Origin of the sequence: Marinobacter shengliensis, from assembly GCF_030297115.1 — a bacterium.
GTDB classification, from domain to species: Bacteria; Pseudomonadota; Gammaproteobacteria; order Pseudomonadales; family Oleiphilaceae; genus Marinobacter; species Marinobacter shengliensis.
In genome coordinates, this window is the sequence record NZ_AP028062.1 from 2,030,172 (window position 1) to 2,050,754 (window position 20,583).

Consider the following 20,583-nt stretch of genomic DNA (forward strand, 5'->3'; position numbering starts at 1 on the left):
ATGAGCTATCAGGTTTTAGCCCGAAAATGGCGCCCCCGCACCTTTGAGGACATGGTGGGCCAGGAGCATGTGCTACAGGCATTGGTGCATGCGCTTGAGCACCAGAGGCTGCATCACGCCTACCTGTTTACCGGCACCCGGGGCGTGGGTAAAACCACCATCGGGCGATTGCTGGCCCGTTGCCTTAACTGCGAAACAGGCATCACCGCCAATCCGTGTGGCAAGTGTGGTAGTTGTCAGGAAATCCTGGAAGGGCGGTTTGTTGACCTGATCGAGATCGATGCGGCCTCCCGCACCGGTGTTGACGACATGCGTGAACTGACAGACAACGTTCAGTACGCCCCCAGTCGCGGCCGCTACAAGGTGTACCTCATCGATGAGGTACACATGCTCACCAACCAGTCCTTCAACGCCTTCCTGAAGACCCTGGAAGAGCCGCCCGAGCACGTGAAATTCCTTCTGGCTACGACCGATCCCCAGAAACTGCCGGTGACGGTGCTATCCCGTTGTTTGCAGTTCAACCTGAAGCGGATGACACCGGAGCACATCGTAGGCCACCTCAAGCACGTACTGACCGAAGAGCAGATTCCCTTTGAGGAGCCTGCGCTCTGGCTGCTTGCCCGGGCGGCGGACGGCAGCATGCGTGATGCCCTGAGTCTGACTGACCAGGCGATCGCCTTCGGCAACCAGAATCTGGCTGCCAGTGATGTCAGCAATATGCTGGGCACCATTGACCAGCGTGACATTGAACGCATCGTTACAACGCTGGTCGAGCGGGATGGCCCCGGTCTGCTGGCGGAGATCAGCCGCATTTCAGATTTTGCGCCGGATTACGCGGTCATTCTGGCGGATCTGCTATCACTTTTTCACCGGGTCACCATGGAACAGGTAGTACCGGGCAGTGCCGACAATGCCCTGGGCGATGCCGCTCAGGTTCAGTCACTGGCAAAGCAGTTGAGCGCGGAAGACGCCCAGCTGTTCTATCAGGCGGCGTTGATGGGTCGGAAAGATCTGGCGGTCACGCCGGATGCCCGTATGGGATTTGAAATGACCCTGCTCCGGATGCTGGCTTTCCGGCCGGGGGCTGATCGCCGTGAGCCGCCAAGCATTGCCTCTGGTGGCAATGAGGGTCAGGCGCGCGCCGAACCGGAACCTGACCCTGCGGCGGTTCAGAGCTCTAAGCCCGAGCCCGACGCTGAACAAACGCAGGCGCCCGAGCAGAACCCTGAGCCAGTGCCGCAACCACAGCCAGAACCAGAGCCTGCGCCACCCCTGATGGAATCGCCCCCCTGGGATCCAGAGCCCGGCGACCCGGCCTTGAGCCTGGAGCGTGAAGAACCCGAGGCGTTTGCCAGCGAGATGGCACCAGAGCCCGCGAAAAGTCCGGTTCTTGAAGAAGGCCAACCGCAAGGTCCGGTGGAACCGTATGTTGAGCCTGTTGTCGAAAATCAGGAGCCGGTAACCGCGGACGGATTTGTGTGGGAACGGGATTTTCGCCAGTTGGAGATTACTGGCATGCCCGGTAACCTCGCCAGCTACAGTGCCATGGCGATGGACGGTCAAACCGTGGTGTTAACGCTTGATGAAGGCCACGCCCGGCTGCTGAATGCTCGCCATGAAGAAAAAATCCTGGCGGCCTTGAGATCTCGCTTCGGTGATGCCACTTCACTGAGAATAGAGCAGGGTGAGCCAGGGCTTCACACCCCGGCCGCCTGGGAAGAACGGCAACGGGCAGCCAGGCAGAAAGCGGCAGAGCAAGCGATCCGTCAGGACCCGGTGGTAAAAAGTATTGTTGAACGATTTGAAGGGCGCGTGGTTGAAGAAAGCATCCGCCCCATCGAGACAGGCAGGAGATGAACAGATGATGAATAACATGGGCGACCTGATGAAAAAGGCGCAGCAGATGCAGGAGCAGATGCAGAAGGCCCAGGAGGAGATTGCCAAGGCGGAAGTCACAGGCGAGTCCGGCGCCGGCCTGGTCAAAGTGACCATGAACGGTCGCCACGACGTTCGCAAGGTAGACATTGATCCGTCGCTGCTGTCTGAAGACAAAGAGATCCTTGAAGATCTGTTGGCAGCGGCCGTTAACGATGCTGTTCGCCGTGTTGAGGCAAATCAGAAAGACAAGATGTCTGGCATGATGTCCGGAATGGGTATGCCCCCCGGATTCAAGATGCCGTTCTGAACCTGGCCCCGGCCCGCCATAGTCTTTGAGGAGCGTTCATGGCATTCAGCCCCCTGGTTGATGAATTGGTTGAATCTCTCCGGTGCTTGCCCGGAGTTGGTCAGAAAACAGCACAGCGCATGGCATTTCATCTGCTGGAGCGGGGCCGCTCTGGTGGCACCCGGCTGGCCAGTGCCCTGAGCCAGGCGATGGATGGCGTGCGTCGATGCGACAGCTGTCAGAACTTTTCTGACACCGAAATCTGCAACATATGCGAGAAGCCGGAAAGACGCACCGGCACCCTGTGCGTTGTGGAAAGCCCTTCCGATCTGCTCGCCATCGAACAGGCCGGGGATTATCGGGGTGGTTATTTCGTGCTGATGGGGCATTTGTCGCCGATTGATGGCGTAGGCCCGGAAGAAATTGGTATTGAACGGTTGCTACAGCGGGTACGCGAAGAGGGTGTGACTGAACTGATCCTGGCGACCAATCCCACCGTCGAAGGCGAGGCAACTGCCCACTACATCGCTGACCGCCTGGATGGCCAGAATATCCTGATCACCCGTCTGGCCCATGGCATTCCGGTGGGTGGCGAGCTGGGCTATGTAGACGGCTTCACACTTACCCATGCATTCCGGGGCCGAAAGCCCCTGTCTGAATAACGTCTCAGGTTCCTCCATGACTCTTTCCGCACCGGCCGTTACCATTCCCCCGGCCCCTGACACTGTTCGCTGGATTCGCGAGCCAGATACCCTGGACAACTGGCTGGACGCCCTCGAGCCCGGGGTACCGGTGGTGCTGGACACAGAATTTGAGCGAGTCTCTACCTTCTATCCCATTCCCGGTCTGGTGCAGCTGGGTGGCGGCGGTGAGTTCTGGCTGATTGATCCGGACGTAGCCGAGGCCTCCGAACGGTTTCGGGAGATGTTGGCGGATAGCCAGCGACCAAAGCTGTTATACGCCATGAGCGAAGATCTTGAGCTGTTCCGGCATTGGCTGGATGTGATGCCTAAAGGTGTGTTGGACCTCCAGATTGGCGCGGCACTGGCCGGTGCCGGGTTTTCCGTGGGTTATGCCCGCCTGGTGGAAACCCTGTTCGGCGAAACCCTGGATAAATCCGTTACCCGGTCCGACTGGGTGGCCAGGCCATTGAGCCCGGAACAGGAGCGCTATGCCCTGGATGATATCCGTTTTTTGCAACCGGTGTATGAGTGGGTCTGCCACGGCTTGCGCGAGCGCGGGCTGGAACAGGCTATGGCCGACGAGTCACAGCGCTTTGCGGATGAAGCGGCCAGCCTGGAGGACGCCGGGCAACACTACCTGAAACTTCGTGGTGGCTGGACACTGAATCGGGAACAGCAGGCGGTTCTGCAGGCCTTGGTGGTGTGGCGGGAACAGGAGTGCCGGCGGTTGGATCGCCCCCGAAACCGAGTGTTGAATGATGGCTTGCTGATAGCCATTGCCGAGCGCTGCCCTGGCTCGCTCAGAGCCCTCAATGATGTCCAGGGCGTTCCGGGCGGCATTGTAAAGCGTTATGGTGAACACCTGCTGGAATTGGTTCGGGGTGCCAGAGAAGCTGACCACACTGATCTGAAGCCCATACCCAGGCCGCTGACCCGAGATCAGCAAGCGCTGTTCAAAAAGGTTAAGCGTTGCTTCAGAAAAGTGGCAGAAGATACTGATATACCAATTGAATTGCTGGCGCCAAGAAAACGCCTTGAAGGCGTTATTGAAGAGGGCACCATGGCAGGTAATCCGTTTTTTGAAGGCTGGCGCAGGGATATACTGGCGCCGGTTGTCCCGGAAATTGAGGAGCTTCTCGTACAATGAAAGACCGTGAATTTGTATCGGTGTTTCGCAGCAGTAAAAAAAGCGATACCTACATCTATGTTCGCCGTGGCCAGGTTTGGGATGATCTCCCGGAGGCTTTGCGTTCGATCTTCGGGCAGCCGGTTCACGCCATGGATCTGCTGTTGAGCCCAGACAAAAAGCTCGCCAGGACCACCGGTAAAGAAGTGCTGGAGGCGTTGGCCGAGAAGGATTTCTTTCTGCAGATGCCGGAAGAGCAGGAAACTTATATTGTTGATTTTCGGCGAAAAATCGAGCAGCGTGGACAATGATTGCAGAGATTCCCTTCTGGCAGCGTAAGCACCTGAACGAAATGACCCGGTCAGAGTGGGAATCTCTGTGTGATGGCTGCGGGCTTTGTTGCCTGCAGAAGCTTGAAGACGAAGACACCGGCGAGGTGTACCACACCGACCTGGTCTGCGGTTACATGGATACGCAAACCTGCCGTTGTACCGTGTATTCTGACCGGCTGAAGAAAGTTCCGGGTTGTACGGTTCTGACACCGGAAACGGTATCAGACTACCACTGGTTACCGTACACCTGTGCTTACCGAACGTTGGCGGAAGGCCGGCCCCTTGCGGACTGGCACCCCTTGCGATCCGGTGATCCTGAATCCGTGCATCGCGCCGGGGTTTCGGTAAAAGGCAAAGTCGTCTCTCAGGACGGCGTGCCGGAAGAGGATTGGGAAGACCACATTATTCACTGGGTTCTGTAATGATCGATACTGATGCTTCACTAGCTTACGGAATTTTCTGGGCGGCCTACGCAGTCGCTTTCGTTGTGTTGTTCTACATGATGAAAGCGCTGTTTCGGATACTGCCATTCTATGGTGTGCGGACGTTGCTGCTGTCGGCCCTGGTTGTTTTATTTCTGACGCCCGTAGAGTCCGCAGAGCTTGCAGGCTGGTGGATTCCCGCCTGGTTGTTCGCCGGTTACGAACTTATTCTGGGAGACGCCGACGCGGCGGGCAGGGCACTGCTGAATTTCAGCATTGCCGCTCTGGTGATGTTGTTGGTCTGGATTCTGGATCTTGTCCGGTATCGGCTGGTGCGCAAATAACTCCAAGAACGTGCGAAATATCAGACAGGTAAGGGTAGCTATGAAGCGAGTTCAGGTAATCCTCATGCTGGTGTTGGCCAGTTTTGTGCCAGCGCATTCCAGTGCCCAGGATTCAGGTCTGACATTACCCGAGCAGGCCGACGTGCGCATCATTGTTGATATCTCCGGCTCTATGAAGGAAACCGACCCGGAGAACCTTCGCCGGCCGGCGGTACGCTTGTTGGCTCGGATGCTGCCAGCGGGTGCCGAAGCCGGTGTCTGGACCTTTGGCCAATATGTCAACATGCTGGTACCCCACGCCACTGTTGATGACGCCTGGCGTAACAGGGTGATAGAGCGTTCCGAGCAGATCAATTCCGTGGCCCTCTATACCAATCTCGGGCTGGCTATGGAAAAGGCCAGCGACGACTGGTTGTCTGGCGGAACACTGGAAAACACCCACCTGATTCTTCTGAGTGACGGCAAGGTTGATATTCCGGGCGGAGAGGCTGCCAGCCGTGAAGAGGAGCGGCGTATCCTTGAAACCCTGCTGCCTTCCCTGAAAGCCAAAGGCGCCACTATCCATACTGTCGGCCTGTCGGAGTTGGCAGACATCACCTTTCTGCAGCGCCTGGCCCGGGAAACCGGCGGCAGCTTTCAACTGGCCAAAACCGCTGAAGCGCTCAACCTGGCGTTTGCGGATGCCCTGAACACGGCCGTACCGCAAGAACAGATTCCCATTGAGGGCGATGGCTTTGCGGTGGATGCTGGCGTCCGGGAATTTACCGCTTTGATCTTCACGGGCGGCTCTGACGCCGAAGCACGAAGCCTGGCCCTCTCTGAGCCGGATGGCGAGCCGTTCACGGCCAATAATCTGCCAGACAACGTGCGGTGGGCCGTGGAGCCGGGTTACGACCTGATTACCGTAACTGAACCGGCCGCCGGGCGATGGCGTATTGTTGGAGACCTCGGCCAAGGTAGCCGGGTGACCGTTGTCAGTGACTTGCGCATGGCCGTGAGTGAGGTGCCATCAGAATTCTCGGAAGAAACGCCGTTCAATCTGGAGGTCGTGTTTTTCGAGGAATCCGAGAAGATCAGGAATCGGGATTTTCTGGGTGTGATGCAGGTAAGCCTGTCGATCACCGCCAATGATGGCCGGCGGGGCACCAAGGTGCTGTCTGGCGACCAGCCTCCGGAAGATGGCGTGTATCGGGATACCGTGACGCGGCTGCCTGCTCCCGGGCGGTATCAGATTGATGTGGTGGCAGACGGCGGTACATTCTCCCGGAAATTCAGTGCAATGACCGCTTTTACATTGCCGGGTGAGGAACCTGAGCTGGCCGTGGTGTCTGAGCCCCTGGTACCCGACCTCAGTGAACGGGTTGAGCCCGAGGCGCGGGCTGAGCCAGAACCGGTCGAGGTGCCGGCGCCTGTCGCAGACCCCGAACCAATGCCTGAGCCTGAGCCTGAACAAGCAGAAGCTCCCTCGGAGCCACAACCGGAACCGGTTCACGTACCGGAAAAAGGCACTTTGTGGGGAATACCGGTCTGGGCATTTGGAGCGGGTGCAGCCTTACTGGTGGTCATTATCGGGCTGGGGCTTTTCGCCTGGCGCCAGAAAAAGTCCATTGCCGAGGCTGAGCAGGCCGCCGCAGCGGAGAGAGAGACCCTGGAGGATCTGCCGGAGGAGGAGCCGGAGATCCCTGTGGTGGCAGCAGCTGTGTCAGACAGCGAACCGGATGAAACGCCGGAGCCCGAGGATATCCCGGACATGACCGAATCGCTTGAACGCGATGAGGTTCCGGAAACGGAAGATGACCAGATTCCCGTTGCCGATGATGCGGTTAACGAAGAGCCGGAAGACGATGAGACTTTGGCCGAGACTGATCCAGAGCCAGAGCCAGAGCCAGAGCCAGAGCCAGAGCCAGAGCCAGAGCTAGAGCCAGAGGAAGACGATGATGATGAGTTTGGTCTTGAAGACTTTGACTTATCTGAGTTCGATGATCTGCCAGACCTGGACGAATCAGAAGCGGATGACGAGGCCACGGACAAGTCCGAGGCCGACGACACCGAAAAAGACGACGAAGATCAGAAAAAGTAACCAACAGGAAACAGACACATGAAGTTTACCGGTACCGATAAATACGTAGCCACCGATGACCTGCAGATGGCTGTAAACGCAGCAATCGCGCTCCAGCGCCCGTTGCTGATCAAAGGCGAGCCCGGCACCGGAAAAACCCTGCTGGCGGAAGAAATGGCTGCCGCCCTGGGTATACGTCTGATTCCCTGGCACATCAAATCCACCACCAAGGCCCAACAGGGACTGTACGAGTATGATGCGGTATCCCGCCTTCGCGATTCCCAACTGGGCGATGAAAAGGTCAAGGACATCCGCAACTACATCATCAAGGGTAAGCTCTGGGAAGCCTTCGAGGCCGATGAGCAGGTGGTGCTGCTGATCGATGAAATCGACAAGGCCGATATTGAATTCCCGAACGACCTGCTGCTGGAACTCGACCGCATGGAGTTCTTCGTATACGAAACCCAGGAGTTCGTGAAAGCGAAGAAGCGCCCCATTGTGGTCATCACCAGTAACAACGAGAAAGAACTGCCGGATGCCTTCCTGCGCCGCTGCTTCTTCCATTACATCAGCTTCCCGGACCACGACACCATGAAAGACATTGTGGATGTGCACTTCCCGGGCCTCCAGCAACAGGTTGTGCGCGATGCCCTGGAGGTGTTCTTTGATGTCCGCAAGGTGCCTGGTCTGAAGAAAAAGCCGTCCACCTCCGAGCTGATTGACTGGCTGAAACTGCTGATGGCCGATGAGCTGTCTGCCAAGGCGCTGCAGGAGAAAGACAGCAGCTCTGCGCTGCCGCCTCTGTATGGTGCCCTGGTGAAGAACGAGCAGGACGTGCACCTGCTGCAGAAGCTGGCGTTTATGGCACGTCGCCGCAACTGATCTCTGGCAAGAGTTTCGCTTTATGTTGATCGATTTTTTCCTCGAAGTGCGCCGGGCCAAGGTTCCGGCCAGTCTGCGAGAGTTCCTTGACCTGCTGGAAGCTATCCAGCAGCGTCTGGCGTTCGCAGACATGGAGGAGTTCTATTACCTGGCACGGGTGTGCCTGGTGAAAGACGAAAGGCACTTCGACAAGTTTGACCGGGCCTTCAAGGCGTATTTTGAAGGCATCGAGAACCTTGATGATCTGCTCGAAGCCCTGATTCCCGATGACTGGCTAAGGGCCGAGTTCGAGAAGCACCTCACCGAAGAAGAAAAAGCCAAGATTGAGTCTCTGGGCGGCCTTGAAGAGTTGATTGAAACTTTCAAGAAGCGCATGGAAGAGCAGAACGAGCGCCACGCCGGTGGCAATAAATGGATCGGTACCGGCGGAACTTCACCCTTTGGCGCCAATGGCTACAATCCTGAGGGCTTCCGCATTGGCCAGAAGAACGGTCGCCATGGCCGGGCCGTCAAGGTCTGGGAGAAACGGGAATACCGTGATCTGGACGACAGCATCACCCTGGGGCTACGGAATATAAAGGTGGCGCTGCGTCGGTTGCGTAAATTCGCTCGACAGGGTGCGGCAGATCAACTGGATATGGACGACACCATCCGTTCCACCGCCCGCAACGCCGGCTACCTGGATCTGAAAATGGTGCCAGAGCGGCACAACGCGGTGAAGGTTCTGATCTTCTTCGACGTCGGCGGCTCCATGGACCCGCACGTCAAAGTATGTGAAGAGCTGTTCTCCGCCGCCAGGCTCGAGTTCAAGCACATGGAGTATTTCTATTTCCACAATTTTATCTATGAGAGTGTGTGGAAGAACAATATTCGCCGCATGAATGAGACCCTGAGCACCTGGGACATCCTGCACAAGTACACTCCGGACTATAAGGTTATTTTTGTTGGGGACGCCACCATGGCACCTTATGAGATAACGCATCCGGGTGGATCCATTGAGCACTGGAACGAAGAAGCTGGCGCTACCTGGTTCCAGCGGGTGTCGGAGCATTTCCGCAAGGTGGTTTGGCTGAACCCGCTACCGGAAAGTTACTGGGGTAGCGGTGGTTCGCTGGGCATAACCAAACAATTGGTCAATAATCATATGTACCCTCTGACCATTGAGGGGCTTGAATCCGCCATGAAACACCTGAGCAAGTAGTTCGGATCGAGGTGGGCGGATAAAAAAAGCCGATGCGGTTGAGGGCATCGGCAAAGCTCGGCATATTCAAGCGGGGGTTGCCAGAAGGCGCTCCCGCCGATTTCCCCGTAGCAAGCCTTGGGCCACCCGAAATTAGTTTATAATTATCAATTAGTTACTTTTTTTGCTCGGTCATGTCGACCGGTCTTTCCCGCTCCCGCCTTTTGTTCTGTCAAATAACTCGACACTTATTATTACGCCACTGCCGGTGAAAGTTTCATTTGGTGAATTGGATACCGTTCTTGGTTGTTAGCGGGTGTTACTCTTTATTTCGAATTGTAACGGTGCCCGGTTGTGCCGGGGCCCGAGATCGCACGGCAGGAAAATTATGTTCGGCAAACAAAAATCACAACACTGCCGGATTGTCCCAGGGACCAAGGGGCTTTGGATATCCGGAATGATTGCCGTACTGGCATTCGGCTCTGTTTCAGCTTCATCGCTGGACGATGAAATCAACCGCCTGACGGCGGACGTTACCCGTCATTCGGCATCGGTGCATGCCCTTGAGCAACGCTTGCTGCACCCGGTGGATACCCGAGTCTCGGTGTTCCTGACCCTGGGAAACCGGCAGGCACTCAATCTTGATTCTGTTGAACTCTTTATCAACGATCAGCCCGTAGCGTCCCATCTATACAGCGCCACGGAACGAACGTCGTTGGAGCAGGGTGGGGTGCAGCAGCTATTCGTTGGCAATATGGCTGACGGCAACCACCAGCTGAAGACGGTGATCAACGCCCGGGCTGCCAATAAGCGCTTTGTCCGCCGTGAGGTGGTTCACCGGTTTGATAAACGCCCCGGTACTTTGCGGCTGCAGATGAATCTTGATGCCCGGGCTCCGGACTACGAGCCGGAAGTCACGTTCCAGGAATGGAAGTAGCCGATCATGACGGGACCTGTTCGCACCGTTCATTGCGCTGCCCGGGCTTTGCTGGTGTTTTGTACCCTGGCGGTGCCTCAGGCAGGCGCATCCGAGTCTGTGCCGACAGAGCTGGCCACTGGTGTTACCCGGTTTGCGCTGGATACCGGTAATGTCGCACGGGCTATTCCTCTGGCTGGCCAAGTCAAAGGCGATTCCGCCGACTACCTGAGCGCGCGAGTGTTGCTGGCCAGTGGCCGGATTAGCGAGGCGAAACGGTTGCTGGAGCGTGTGTTCAACAGCAACGTTCATCGCGCCGAAGCCGCTCTGGAGCTTGCCCGACTGGCAGAGGCAGGAGGGAATCAGGTCGAAGCTGACCGGTGGTATCAGGAGGTCGTCCGAACCGGATTTGGCGAGGTTCGACAAAGAGCACTGCTGAACCTTGCGGAAACACAGCGGCACCAGGGAAAAGCGGATCGTGCCGGCCAATACCTTGCCAGCATGGACGACGGTTACTGGGCCGCAGTGGGCTATATGAACCTGGCGGGCGATTTTGCCCGGGATGACCTTGATCCATCAAGGGCCCTGGTGTCTTTGAGGGTTGCCATGGCCATGGCCGCGAAAGACCCCGATAGTGCCCGTAGCGCGGATCTGCGCGATCAGCTTTATCTCCGGGCAGGCTATTTGTCTGTGCGCAACCAGGATTACGACAAGGCCACTGACTTCCTTGAGAAAGTCTCTCTGGAGAGCTATTACACCCCCCAGGCCTTGTACCTGCATGGTTTTGCCTTGTCCGAAAAGGGCAATCACCGGGCGGCGATGCAGAGCTGGCACCGTGCCAAGAAATTCCCGCTGGCGTTTCCCGGGGTGGCCGATGCCTGGATCGGAATGGGCCGTGGATACGATCTGGCGGGTTATCCGGGGCAGGCCGGTGAAGCCTGGCTTGCTGCCAACGCAGCTTACGAAGGGGAGCGGGTAACGCTCGGTAAGCTCGCAGAGCGAATCCGTGCTGAAGGTGCCTACAAGGCTCTGGTGGCAGACGCACGGGGCGCTGATACCCAATGGTTCCTTGCCGACAGCCGAACGTTGACCCAGCCCCGGCTGGCTTACCTCCTTCGCTTCCTTGAGAGCGCCGAGGGGCAGGCGGCGGTTGGCCGGGTAGCCCGGCTTGATGATCTGGCGTTCTCGCTGGAGAGCAGCAAGCATGATCTCGACGTATTTATCGGCGCCCTGGAAAACAACCATCATGGTGGTGGGGGCGGCCAACGGGCCGCGTTGCAGGAGCAGCAAGACACGTTAACCCGGCAACTTGAACAGCTTACGGATCGCCCATTGAGTGCAGATCACATCGCCCGGCTCCGGCAGCTGCAGCGTTTGCTTCAGTCTGGTGGGCAGCGTCTGTCGTCCTTGCCCCGTCGTGAAGCCGGCAGGCAAGAGCAGTTGCGGGACAACCTTGCCGAGGCCCGGCAATTGCGGGACGAGATATCCAGCCTGCAGACCCGAGTGAGCAAAGCCCGCGCCCGGGCTGCTGAATACCTTGATGAAAAGGCGCTGGCCCTGGTTGCTGCTGAACAGCAGCGTATGGCCCACTCCCTGGATAAAACCGAACAACAGATTGCGCACCTCTACGAGTATCTTGCGCTGGAAAACATCGGGGAGGCTGCCCGATGAATCGTCACTTTATGCGTCGGTTGTCGCTCGCTGTAATCCTGATATCTGCAGTTCCGGGGGGGAGTGTAGCGGCCCAGGAATCTTTCCGTGTGGAGCTCGGCAGGGATGGCGAAACACTGGGCGATATGCGCCCGGTGTTTCTCAAGTTTGAGAGCCGCCCCCTGCCTGCAATCTCGCCGAAAGAGGTGGCTCGTCGCTATCAAAACCTGTTCGAGAAGTCCGACGAACCTGAAGTCCGTATTGATGCGCTGAATCGCCTCAATAACATCCGCGACCGTTCCGGCCAGGATATTGGCTTCTCGGATGAGCAGCAGTCGGCGGTCTATGAAGAGGCTCTGGCCAGCTATGAGAGCATCCTGGCCCGTGGATCCTTCTCCGGCAAACTCGACGAGTTGCTCTATCAGATGGCCAAAGCCCATGCACTGACTGGACAACATGAAGAGTCCATCCAACGACTCAAACAGCTGGTGGGCCTGTACCCTCGCTCATCTCTGGTGCCGGAAGCCCGATTCCGGATTGCCGAAGCTGCCTATAACGCCGGCGAGTACCAGAAAGCGGAGACCGGTTATCGGCAGTTGATTGAAGGTGACGGTCACCAGGACCTGGCCATGAAAGCCCGTTACATGCTGGGTTGGAGCCAGTTCAAGCAGGGGCCCGCGGCCTGGAACCGGTCGGCGGAGACGTTTATGGCATTGCTGGATCAACACCTGCCCAGCGAAGCCACGTTGCTTGACCCGCCGCAGACTGGTCTGGACATGATTGAAGACAGTTTTCGGGTGCTGGCTTTGATGGCCGCCCGGTCTAACAATTCTGAGACATTGGCCGCGTGGCTTGGCAACCGTGAGCCAGTGGCCTGGCCGCACCTCCTTTACGATCGGCTGGCAGATTTGCACGCCCTTGAAGGGCGTTTTGATCTGGCCGTTGGCATCAACCAGGCGTTTGCCGGGAACTACCCCGAGCATTCAGCCGCCCCGGATTTCCTGGCTCAGAGTGTGGATTACTGGCGGATGGCGGGCGACACCAGTAAGGCTCGAGAAGCGAGGGCAGACTATGTGGCCCGATACCAATCACAGCCAAAGTTTCAAGAGTTGAAGGGCCAACAGCAGGCTCTTTGGCGGGACTATGCACGCTACCTGGGGGATTACCATTATGCCGCACAGGATTGGACCCTTGCGGCTGGCTACTATGAAGTACTTGCAGGCCACTCCGGCGACACCGGCAAACTGTTGCACCTGGCCGGCGATGCCCGGTTACAGGCCGGCAACCGCGACAAGGCTCTGGAGAACTATCGCAGCGCCGCCTACGGCGCCGGCCAGCAGCAGTACCCCGATGCGGCCGAGGCGGGTTGGGCTGCTATCAAGGTGTTGAGATCGACCCTCGAGGAGAGCGCTGCCGGGGCAGCCAGAGGCGTCTTGGCGGAGTTATCCAGTGAGGAGCAACAATTCGGCAAAACCTTCACGCAGGACACCAGGCTTTCAGGTTTGAGGGCTGACCTGGCAAACCGCTGGTACGAGGTTGGTGCCTACGATGAGGCATTGGCGTATGCCCGATCGACGCTGGTTCTTGAATCGGCAAAGACCGAAGAACGTTATGCCACCTGGCTGGTGACCGCCCGGGTACGCCAGAGAACCGGGGAGTTCGGGCTGGAAGAGAGGGCCTGGCGACAGGCGCTGTTGCTGGTGGACAAGGCGCCTGATCTGGCCACAACTCCGGACGAACCGGAACAGATTCGTGAGCAGCTGGCGACGGCCATCTACCGGCAAGGTGAGAGGGCGGCAGCCAGTGGCGACACTGCCGTGGCAGTCGCCCATTTCCAGCGTGTGAATTCCGTTGTGCCCAATACCGAGATTGCCATCCGGGCGCGCTTTGATGCCAGTAATGCATTGCTCAAGGCTTCTGAATGGCAAACGGCCATTAACGAGCTGAACCGTTTCCGGCTCGACTACCCGGCCCATGAGCTCACGGAAGAGGTCAGTGAAAAGCTGGTCTACGCCTACCACGAATCCCGCCAACCTCTGAAAGCAGCCGGTGAACTGATGGTTGCCTCTGAACGTGCGCAAGATCCCTGGCCGTTGAAGCTACGCGCTGCGGCGCTCTATCACCAGGCCGGCGAGTTGCCCGAGCGCAATGCCCTGTATGTGGATTGGCTGGCGGTTGCTCCGGATCCGGATACGGCGGCTGACCATGTGCAGCAGCAAACCATGCGCCAGAGGTTGATTGAATCCGGTGTTGATGCCGCGCGCCAGCAAAAAGCGCTGGTCACCCGTGAGGCGGCGAGCCAGTGGCACTCAGAAGAAACCCTGCTGTGGGCCGGCAAGGCGGCCCTGGCCCTGGGCGCTTCGGTGGCGCAGGAATTTGCTGCCATCCGCCTTGAACACCCCTTGGAGCGGGCACTTGAACGCAAGCAAAAGGCAATGGAGCAGGCCCAGGCCTATTTCCTCGAAGCGGAATCCTTTGCCGGAGAAACTGTGGCATCAGAGGTGCTATATCGAAGGGCCGAGCTCTATCGCACCCTGGCGGCAGATTTAATGGCTTCTGAGGTACCGGCAGAACTCAATGAGCTGGAAGCCATGCAATACCAGATGCTTCTGGAAGAAGAAGCCTGGCCGATGGAAGAGCGGGCAATGGAATTGCATTCCAGGAATCACGGGCGCATTGCCAGCCAGGGTTTCGATGAATGGATTGGTCAGAGCCTGGAGGCGCTGGCCGTGATGCACCCGGGGCGTTACGACCGTGAACTTCGCTGGATGAGCTGGAACATGGAGGAGAACGAAGGTGCATAGAGGCTTTCACTACGCGAAACGTGCCCTGATCATCTCGGTGCTGGCGGGTTTGACCGCTTGCGCTACTGGCCCCGGCAAAGCCCCCGAGCGGGCCGCGGTACAGCCCGTGCATTCACCGGAACAGGCGGGAGAATGGGCCATAAAGGGCGTGAACGCCCATGAGAACGGCGACATCCCCGGGGCCATCAAGGCCTGGCAGACCTCGGTGGCCCTGGACCCCAGCGACGCGACAACGGTCAATAACCTGGCGCTTTTGCTGAAACAGCAAAACCGTTTCCGGGACGCGGCCAACCTGCTGGAACAGGGCGTGGAGGCGGCTCCGGAGGTTGCCCAACTGCATTACAACCTGGCGGTGATCAGTGAGCTTTATCTGCTGGATCTTGATAAGGCACTGGTCCATTACCAGCGATACCGGGCGTTGACCGGCGAGGAAGACAAGCTGGTCGCCGGCTGGATTGCCGACCTTGAGCGGAGGCTGCAATGAGCATCGGCCGGAATCTTCTTCGCCTCTGCCTGGTTGTGCTGGCCAGTGGTTTGTTCCAGGTGGCCACGGCCGAAGACCGGGAGCATTCCGCCCTGACCGTGAGCGGTTTGTCTGCAAGCGTGGGGGACGATGACCCCAGGGTACTTTACATCCTGCCCTGGCAGAACCCGACGTTGCCCAGACGGCCCAGGGCAGAACTCAATAGCCAGGCGCCGGAGCTTAACCAACCCCTTTCCCCCCAGGTACTGGAGAATCATCGCCAGTTCCGGGAATCCCTGAACCCATTGGTCCTGGAGCCAGCCGTGAATGCGGCTGGTCCGGGCCAACCGTGACCCTGCAGTAAACGGAGACAAAGGCATGCTCGATACCATCATTCGATTTTTTCAGGACGGCGGTCCATTCATGTACCCCATTGCCATTGTGTTGGCGCTGGGGCTGGCGATCACGCTTGAACGGTTTCTGTATCTGGGGTCGGTGCGGCGGCGAAATCGTTTGGCGTTAGAGCGCGGTATTCTGCCCGCCCTGCAAAAACGGGACTACCAGCGCGCCATGAAGGCGGCAACCAGTTCCGACAGTGCCATTGCCTCGGTGCTCGGGGCGGGTATTTCCCGGTTGTTGAATAACAGCCGCCGTGAAGATATCGAATACGCCATGGAAGAAGGTTTGATGGAAGTACTGCCGCGCCTGGAAAAGCGCACTCAGTACCTGGCAACCCTGGCCAATGTGGCCACTCTTTTGGGCCTGCTTGGTACCATCATTGGCCTGATCGCGGCGTTCACCGCCGTTGCCGCAGCCGATCCTGCCCAGAAGGCCACCTTGTTGTCGGAAAGCATCTCGGTAGCCATGAACACCACCGCCTTTGGCCTGATATCCGCCATTCCCTTGCTGTTGTTCCACGCCTTGCTGCAAACCCGAACCAATGAAATCGTGGACAGTTTCGAGATGGCCGGGGTCAAGCTGTTGAATATGGTGTCAGATCCCGACGCCGGCAGGGTAGCCGCCTGATGCACTTCGTGTTTCAGCCAGTGTAAACAGGAGTATGGCGATATGAGACGCAGACATCGCAGGCTGACGGCTCAGGCGGATCTGGACATTACCGCGTTTCTGAACCTGATGATTGTGCTGGTACCGGTGTTGTTGCTGGGCATGGTATTCACGCAGATCCGCATGATAGAGCTGAATTTTCCGGGGATGGAAGCCGGGCAGGCGCCAGCCTCTGAAAATTTCCGGCTGGTGGTCACTGTTATTCCCGGTGGCCTGGAAGTGGCCGACAGTGAGCGCGGGCTGATTGAAGTGCTTCCGGTCAAGGATGGCGGCCAGGACTACCAGGGGCTCAGCGCCCTTCTTCAGCAGATCAAAGCCCGTATGCCCGAAAAGACCGACGTAACCCTGGAAGTAGGCCCGGATGTGGATTATCAGACACTGGTAACCGTTATGGACACAGTCCGCTCTTACCCGGCAGTGGTTGCCGCCAGCGTGGTGGAGGCTGAGTTGTTCCCGGATGTGTCCCTGATGGATGCAGGCGAAGATCGTACCCTTGCGCAGAGTGCGTCAGCAGCAGACGGGGGTGGCGTATGAAGGCATCGCGTCGCGCCCGTCTGCGCCAACGCCATTACGGCAGGATGCATAAGGCCGGTGGCCTGAACCTGGTGTCGCTGATGGATATCTTCACCATTCTCGTGTTCTTTCTGATGGTGAATTCCTCCGATGTGAAGGTAATGCAGAATACAGCAGACGTGCCTTTGCCCACCTCGACGGCGGAGAAAGAAGCCGTGGAGAACCTGACCGTGCAGGTCAGTGGCCGATCCATTCTGGTTCAGGGCCGGGAAGTGGCGAGGCTGGACGGCATTGAGGCCTCGGACACTCACATTGCTGGCCTGTCTGAGGAGTTGGCGTATCGACGGGGCCGATGGGCGGAAGTGCCAGATCAGGGACTGGAAGTCACCATCATGGCGGGGAAAGAGACGGACTACCGGTTACTGCGCAAGATCATGCAAACCTGCGTGGACGAGGATTTCCGGCAGGTCCGGCTGGCGGTAGAGGGGGAGGTGCGCAATGGCTGAACGCAAGCCAGGCACACAAATTTCCCGCCTTCCCTGGAGCAGAGATGGATGGGAGAGCGCGCGTTTCGGTGTGATACTCGCAGTCATGCTTGCGTTGTTTCTGGTGCCGGCGCTCATCATTCCAAACCTGCAGGTGCCCGAACGGGAACGGTCGGAAGCAGAGCGCATTCCGCCGCGGCTGGCGCAGTTGGTGGAGGCGCCAAAACCCGCTGTAGTTGAAGTGCCAGAGCCAGAGCCCTCGCCGGAGCCTGAACCCGAGCGGGCGGAAGCTGAACCGGTCGTGGCCGACCCGGAACCCCGTCCGGAACCCAGGGTCTCGGCACCCCAAGAGCAGACCACTGAACAGGCGAGGGAAAATGCCGCACGTTCTGGTTTGTTTGCCATGAAAGACCGGCTTGCGGCACTGAAGGCGCCAGAGCCCTCAGCCCGGCCCGAGAATCGAACCGCCAATATTGGTGATGCACAGGCAGAGGTGCAGCAACCGGAAGGCGACCGCTCCAGGGTGTTAGCCGGCAGTGGCGGCGTCCAGAGCCGTGAGGGGCCGGCCCGGGAAGTGGCGCTGGCAGAGCAGAGCATGCAAACTGTTTCTGCGCCCCGGGAAGTGGCGGTTGCCCCGGCAACCCCGGCCAGGCCCTCGGTAGGTGAGCGGGCCATGAGCAATATCCGGCAGGTGTTTGATACCCAGAAAAGTGTGCTCTACGGCCTGTACCAGCGGGAACTGCGACAGGACCCGACGCTGGAAGGCAAAGTCACCCTGGAGCTGGTGATAGAGCCGGACGGCTCGGTGTCCGCATGCCAGGTGGTCAGCTCAGAGCTGGGCAACCCGGCCCTGGAGCAACGCATTGCCATGCGGGTACAGATGTTCAATTTTGGCGCAGACAATGTCGAAACCCGGAAGGTTCGATTCCCGATCGATTTCCTCCCGGGCTGACAGGGCCCGACCTCAGCTTTCGATAGTAATTTTCGGCAGGCGTGGCTTTTGCAGTGAGATTTTCTCGGTGGGGGCGATGACTTTCGCCTCGCCGGTAACCACTTGGCTGTCATTCTGATTGCGCACATCGCACTGGAGTACCACGCGATTCTTCGGTTCTTTGCGCAGTACGGTGAGGGTGACGGTCAGGGTGTCGTCCAGTTTGACCGGGCGCTTGAAGGCCAGGCTCTGCTCAAGGTAAATGGTGCCGGGGCCGGGCATGACCGTGGCCAGTGCGGCAGAAATCAGAGAGCCACTCCACATTCCATGGGCAATGCGCTCTTTGAACATGGACTCCGCGGCAAACTCGGAGTCCAGGTGTACCGGGTTCACATCCCCCGACACCGCTGCAAACAATACCAGCTCATCTTCGGTCAGTGTCCGGGTGAAGGTGGCAGAGTCGCCCTCGTTCAATTCGTCATAGGTAATATTTTCAAGGGTATCCAGGGTGTCGCTCATCACAGACTCCGGTGACGGAAGAAGTGTTTGAAAGGGGTATACAGTTGTACCGTTTAACGCTTCGAAAACTACCTCATCGTTAACAAAACTGCTATTCTCTCCCGACTTTTTAAGGCTGAGACTTTTGTCGGGTTGATTTTTTGACCAGTTCGGCCTTGGCAAAACATTACAATCAGGGAGCTTCTGAACCCATCCGGTGGCTCCCCAATAGCGCCAATCAGACAGGAGATGGTGATGGATTTTGAGCAGTTCTATCAAGACAAGTGCCCCGCCGGCATTCCCCGTGAGGTAGATCTCAAGAAATACAAAAACATGGTGGATGTATTTGAACAGGCTGTTAAGAAGTTTGCAGACAAGCCTGCGTTCACTGCGGTTGGCGTCACCCTGACATACCGGGATCTTGATACTCAGAGCCGTAATTTTGCGGCCTGGCTGCAGAACAAAACCGATCTCAAACCGGGTGATCGCATTGCGGTGCAAATGCCCAACATTACCCAGTACCCGGTGATTGTCTTCGGTGCCATGCGTGCTGGCCTGATCGTGGTTAACACCAACCCGCTGTACACCACCCGTGAAATGGAACACCAGTTCAACGATTCCGGTGCCAAGGCGCTGGTGGTGCTGGCCAACATGGCAGACAACGCGGAAAAAGTGCTGCCCCATACCGGCATTGAGCACGTGATCGTGACTGAAATTGCCGATATGCATTCACCCATCAAGCGTACCCTGATGAACGCTGTGGTGAAGCACGTCAAGAAGATGGTTCCGTCTTACAACCTGCCGACTGCCCGCAAACTGCCGGCGGTGCTCAGTGCCGGTGCCCGTGAGAAGTTCACTCCGGTTGACATCAATCTGGACGACCTGGCTGTACTGCAGTACACCGGTGGCACTACGGGTGTCGCCAAGGGCGCGATGCTGACCCACGCTAATCTGGTGGCCAACCTGACCCAGGTGCGCCCGATGATGGAAGACCAGGTAGAAGAGGGCAAGGAAGTGGTGATTGCACCGCTGCCGCTGTACCACATCTACTCGTTTACCCTGAACTGCGGCATCATGCTGGAAGCCGGCGCCCACAACGTTCTGATCCCGAACCCGCGCGATATTCCGGGCTTCGTGAAGGAAATGCAGAAGCAGAAGTTCTCTGCTTTCATTGGCCTGAACACCCTGTTCGTGGCCCTATGTAACAACGAGGACTTCCAGGATCTGGATTTCTCCGGCCTGAAGCTGACGGCTTCTGGTGGTATGGCGCTGACCAGCGATACCGCAAAAATGTGGGAACGGGTGACCGGTTGTGAAATCAGTGAAGGTTACGGCATGACTGAAACCTCTCCGGTGGTTACCTTCAACCCCCGCAGCGCTATCCAGATCGGCACCATCGGCCTGCCGATCCCGTCCACCGTGGTTAAAACCATCGACGACGACGGCAACGAAACGCCCATCGGTGAGCCCGGGGAACTGTGTGTGAAAGGCCCGCAGGTGATGCGTGGTTACTGGCAGCGCCCGGAAGACACCCAGAAGTCCTTCACTGACGATGGCTTCCTGAAAACCGGTGACGTGGCACTGATCCAGGAAGATGGCTACATCCGCATTGTTGATCGCAAGAAAGACATGATCATTGTCTCTGGCTTCAACGTGTTCCCGAACGAGATTGAAGACGTGGTAACCAGCCATCCGAAGGTGGTTGAGTGCGCCGCTGTAGGTATCCCGGACGCCAAGAGTGGCGAGGCCGTCAAGGTCTACGTGGTGCCCACGAAAGACGGTGTCACCGCAAACGAACTCAAAGAGTTCTGCCGCGAGCGCCTGACCGCCTACAAAGTGCCCAAGCACTTTGAGTTCCGGGACGAGCTGCCCAAGAGTAACGTGGGCAAGATTCTGCGCCGTGAACTGCGGGATGAAGCCAACGCCAAGTAAACGGCGCATGGTGCAACCCTTAGGTTGAACTGCTTCCCACAAAGACCCTGCTCAGGCAGGGTCTTTGTGTTTCTACCGTTTGGATTTCCCGCTAGACTGTGGCGCCTTGTGATGCATCCATCAATCCATGAGTC

General features: G+C 58.0%; 21 protein-coding genes. 20 read left to right on the forward strand and 1 reads right to left on the reverse strand.

Annotation, left to right across the window (positions count from 1 at the left end; all coding sequences use genetic code 11):
• The 19 genes from dnaX to QUE75_RS09435 all read left to right on the forward strand — a co-directional run bounded on the left by dnaX (position 1) and on the right by QUE75_RS09435 (position 18,040).
• A complete protein-coding gene (gene dnaX, locus QUE75_RS09345; RefSeq protein WP_286255371.1) occupies positions 1 to 1,857 on the forward strand; it encodes a DNA polymerase III subunit gamma/tau in 1,857 nt (618 codons plus the stop codon).
• Between the two features lie 4 nt (positions 1,858 to 1,861).
• Positions 1,862 to 2,185: a YbaB/EbfC family nucleoid-associated protein gene (locus QUE75_RS09350; RefSeq protein WP_011785097.1), complete on the forward strand. Its 324-nt coding sequence runs from the start codon at positions 1,862 to 1,864 to the stop codon at positions 2,183 to 2,185.
• A 38-nt stretch (positions 2,186 to 2,223) separates the two neighbouring features.
• Positions 2,224 to 2,826: a recombination mediator RecR gene (recR, locus tag QUE75_RS09355; protein ID WP_138436283.1), complete on the forward strand. Its 603-nt coding sequence runs from the start codon at positions 2,224 to 2,226 to the stop codon at positions 2,824 to 2,826.
• A 16-nt stretch (positions 2,827 to 2,842) separates the two neighbouring features.
• On the forward strand, positions 2,843 to 3,994 hold the full coding sequence (locus QUE75_RS09360) for a ribonuclease D (RefSeq protein WP_286255376.1): 1,152 nt from the start codon (positions 2,843 to 2,845) through the stop codon (positions 3,992 to 3,994).
• Entirely contained in the window at positions 3,991 to 4,284 is a 294-nt protein-coding gene (locus QUE75_RS09365) for a YcgL domain-containing protein (RefSeq protein ID WP_061331097.1), read from the forward strand. Before QUE75_RS09360 ends, QUE75_RS09365 begins: the two co-directional genes overlap by 4 nt.
• Positions 4,281 to 4,727, forward strand: coding sequence for a YcgN family cysteine cluster protein (locus tag QUE75_RS09370; protein WP_286255379.1), 447 nt, complete (start codon positions 4,281 to 4,283; stop codon positions 4,725 to 4,727). The genes QUE75_RS09365 and QUE75_RS09370 overlap by 4 nt, the downstream gene beginning before the upstream one ends.
• Entirely contained in the window at positions 4,727 to 5,071 is a 345-nt protein-coding gene (locus tag QUE75_RS09375) for a hypothetical protein (RefSeq protein ID WP_061331099.1), read from the forward strand. Before QUE75_RS09370 ends, QUE75_RS09375 begins: the two co-directional genes overlap by 1 nt.
• 40 nt (positions 5,072 to 5,111) lie before the next feature.
• Positions 5,112 to 7,151: a VWA domain-containing protein gene (locus tag QUE75_RS09380; protein ID WP_286255381.1), complete on the forward strand. Its 2,040-nt coding sequence runs from the start codon at positions 5,112 to 5,114 to the stop codon at positions 7,149 to 7,151.
• 18 nt (positions 7,152 to 7,169) lie between these two features.
• Positions 7,170 to 8,012 (forward strand): AAA family ATPase, encoded by an 843-nt coding sequence (locus QUE75_RS09385; protein WP_286255383.1) that lies wholly within the window; start codon positions 7,170 to 7,172, stop codon positions 8,010 to 8,012.
• Between the two features lie 22 nt (positions 8,013 to 8,034).
• Positions 8,035 to 9,213 (forward strand): vWA domain-containing protein, encoded by a 1,179-nt coding sequence (locus tag QUE75_RS09390; RefSeq protein ID WP_061331102.1) that lies wholly within the window; start codon positions 8,035 to 8,037, stop codon positions 9,211 to 9,213.
• 436 nt (positions 9,214 to 9,649) lie between these two features.
• The gene (locus tag QUE75_RS09395; RefSeq protein WP_106695660.1) at positions 9,650 to 10,129 is read left to right on the forward strand and encodes an AraC family transcriptional regulator; all 480 of its coding nucleotides are present in this window, start codon (positions 9,650 to 9,652) and stop codon (positions 10,127 to 10,129) included.
• 6 nt (positions 10,130 to 10,135) lie between these two features.
• Positions 10,136 to 11,779 (forward strand): tetratricopeptide repeat protein, encoded by a 1,644-nt coding sequence (locus QUE75_RS09400; RefSeq protein ID WP_286255386.1) that lies wholly within the window; start codon positions 10,136 to 10,138, stop codon positions 11,777 to 11,779.
• Positions 11,776 to 14,562 carry an outer membrane protein assembly factor BamD gene (gene bamD, locus QUE75_RS09405; protein ID WP_286255387.1) on the forward strand — a complete coding sequence of 929 codons (2,787 nt, stop codon included), beginning with the start codon at positions 11,776 to 11,778 and terminating at the stop codon, positions 14,560 to 14,562. The genes QUE75_RS09400 and bamD overlap by 4 nt, the downstream gene beginning before the upstream one ends.
• Positions 14,555 to 15,046 (forward strand): tetratricopeptide repeat protein, encoded by a 492-nt coding sequence (locus QUE75_RS09410; RefSeq protein WP_286255388.1) that lies wholly within the window; start codon positions 14,555 to 14,557, stop codon positions 15,044 to 15,046. Before bamD ends, QUE75_RS09410 begins: the two co-directional genes overlap by 8 nt.
• Positions 15,043 to 15,378 carry a hypothetical protein gene (locus QUE75_RS09415; RefSeq protein WP_138436276.1) on the forward strand — a complete coding sequence of 112 codons (336 nt, stop codon included), beginning with the start codon at positions 15,043 to 15,045 and terminating at the stop codon, positions 15,376 to 15,378. The genes QUE75_RS09410 and QUE75_RS09415 overlap by 4 nt, the downstream gene beginning before the upstream one ends.
• Before the next feature lie 25 nt (positions 15,379 to 15,403).
• On the forward strand, positions 15,404 to 16,051 hold the full coding sequence (locus tag QUE75_RS09420) for a MotA/TolQ/ExbB proton channel family protein (protein ID WP_286255392.1): 648 nt from the start codon (positions 15,404 to 15,406) through the stop codon (positions 16,049 to 16,051).
• Positions 16,052 to 16,093: 42 nt separating this feature from the next.
• Entirely contained in the window at positions 16,094 to 16,624 is a 531-nt protein-coding gene (locus QUE75_RS09425) for an ExbD/TolR family protein (RefSeq protein ID WP_061331108.1), read from the forward strand.
• Positions 16,621 to 17,109 (forward strand): ExbD/TolR family protein, encoded by a 489-nt coding sequence (locus QUE75_RS09430; RefSeq protein ID WP_138436275.1) that lies wholly within the window; start codon positions 16,621 to 16,623, stop codon positions 17,107 to 17,109. Before QUE75_RS09425 ends, QUE75_RS09430 begins: the two co-directional genes overlap by 4 nt.
• A complete protein-coding gene (locus QUE75_RS09435) occupies positions 17,102 to 18,040 on the forward strand; it encodes an AgmX/PglI C-terminal domain-containing protein (RefSeq protein ID WP_286255398.1) in 939 nt (312 codons plus the stop codon). Before QUE75_RS09430 ends, QUE75_RS09435 begins: the two co-directional genes overlap by 8 nt.
• A 12-nt stretch (positions 18,041 to 18,052) precedes the next feature.
• Here the strand turns inward: QUE75_RS09435 and QUE75_RS09440 are convergent, their stop codons facing one another.
• The gene (locus QUE75_RS09440; protein ID WP_106695668.1) at positions 18,053 to 18,538 is read right to left on the reverse strand and encodes a MaoC/PaaZ C-terminal domain-containing protein; all 486 of its coding nucleotides are present in this window, start codon (positions 18,536 to 18,538) and stop codon (positions 18,053 to 18,055) included.
• Between the two features lie 234 nt (positions 18,539 to 18,772).
• Between QUE75_RS09440 and QUE75_RS09445 the strand changes: the two genes are divergently transcribed.
• Complete coding sequence (locus QUE75_RS09445; protein ID WP_286255401.1) at positions 18,773 to 20,449, forward strand: long-chain fatty acid--CoA ligase; 1,677 nt, start codon at positions 18,773 to 18,775, stop codon at positions 20,447 to 20,449.
• The last annotated feature ends 134 nt before the right edge of the window (positions 20,450 to 20,583 follow it).

Coding starts and splice junctions, on each gene's coding strand:
- bamD (WP_286255387.1), top strand. CDS start 11,776: ATGAATCGTCACTTTATGCGTCGGTTGTCGCTCGCTGTAATCCTGATA.
- QUE75_RS09360 (WP_286255376.1), top strand. CDS start 2,843: ATGACTCTTTCCGCACCGGCCGTTACCATTCCCCCGGCCCCTGACACT.
- QUE75_RS09375 (WP_061331099.1), top strand. CDS start 4,727: ATGATCGATACTGATGCTTCACTAGCTTACGGAATTTTCTGGGCGGCC.
- QUE75_RS09435 (WP_286255398.1), top strand. CDS start 17,102: ATGGCTGAACGCAAGCCAGGCACACAAATTTCCCGCCTTCCCTGGAGC.
- QUE75_RS09395 (WP_106695660.1), top strand. CDS start 9,650: ATGATTGCCGTACTGGCATTCGGCTCTGTTTCAGCTTCATCGCTGGAC.
- QUE75_RS09415 (WP_138436276.1), top strand. CDS start 15,043: ATGAGCATCGGCCGGAATCTTCTTCGCCTCTGCCTGGTTGTGCTGGCC.
- QUE75_RS09430 (WP_138436275.1), top strand. CDS start 16,621: ATGAAGGCATCGCGTCGCGCCCGTCTGCGCCAACGCCATTACGGCAGG.
- QUE75_RS09350 (WP_011785097.1), top strand. CDS start 1,862: ATGATGAATAACATGGGCGACCTGATGAAAAAGGCGCAGCAGATGCAG.
- recR (WP_138436283.1), top strand. CDS start 2,224: ATGGCATTCAGCCCCCTGGTTGATGAATTGGTTGAATCTCTCCGGTGC.
- QUE75_RS09385 (WP_286255383.1), top strand. CDS start 7,170: ATGAAGTTTACCGGTACCGATAAATACGTAGCCACCGATGACCTGCAG.
- QUE75_RS09420 (WP_286255392.1), top strand. CDS start 15,404: ATGCTCGATACCATCATTCGATTTTTTCAGGACGGCGGTCCATTCATG.
- dnaX (WP_286255371.1), top strand. CDS start 1: ATGAGCTATCAGGTTTTAGCCCGAAAATGGCGCCCCCGCACCTTTGAG.
- QUE75_RS09425 (WP_061331108.1), top strand. CDS start 16,094: ATGAGACGCAGACATCGCAGGCTGACGGCTCAGGCGGATCTGGACATT.
- QUE75_RS09365 (WP_061331097.1), top strand. CDS start 3,991: ATGAAAGACCGTGAATTTGTATCGGTGTTTCGCAGCAGTAAAAAAAGC.
- QUE75_RS09380 (WP_286255381.1), top strand. CDS start 5,112: ATGAAGCGAGTTCAGGTAATCCTCATGCTGGTGTTGGCCAGTTTTGTG.
- QUE75_RS09400 (WP_286255386.1), top strand. CDS start 10,136: ATGACGGGACCTGTTCGCACCGTTCATTGCGCTGCCCGGGCTTTGCTG.
- QUE75_RS09445 (WP_286255401.1), top strand. CDS start 18,773: ATGGATTTTGAGCAGTTCTATCAAGACAAGTGCCCCGCCGGCATTCCC.
- QUE75_RS09390 (WP_061331102.1), top strand. CDS start 8,035: ATGTTGATCGATTTTTTCCTCGAAGTGCGCCGGGCCAAGGTTCCGGCC.
- QUE75_RS09370 (WP_286255379.1), top strand. CDS start 4,281: ATGATTGCAGAGATTCCCTTCTGGCAGCGTAAGCACCTGAACGAAATG.
- QUE75_RS09440 (WP_106695668.1), bottom strand. CDS start 18,538: ATGAGCGACACCCTGGATACCCTTGAAAATATTACCTATGACGAATTG.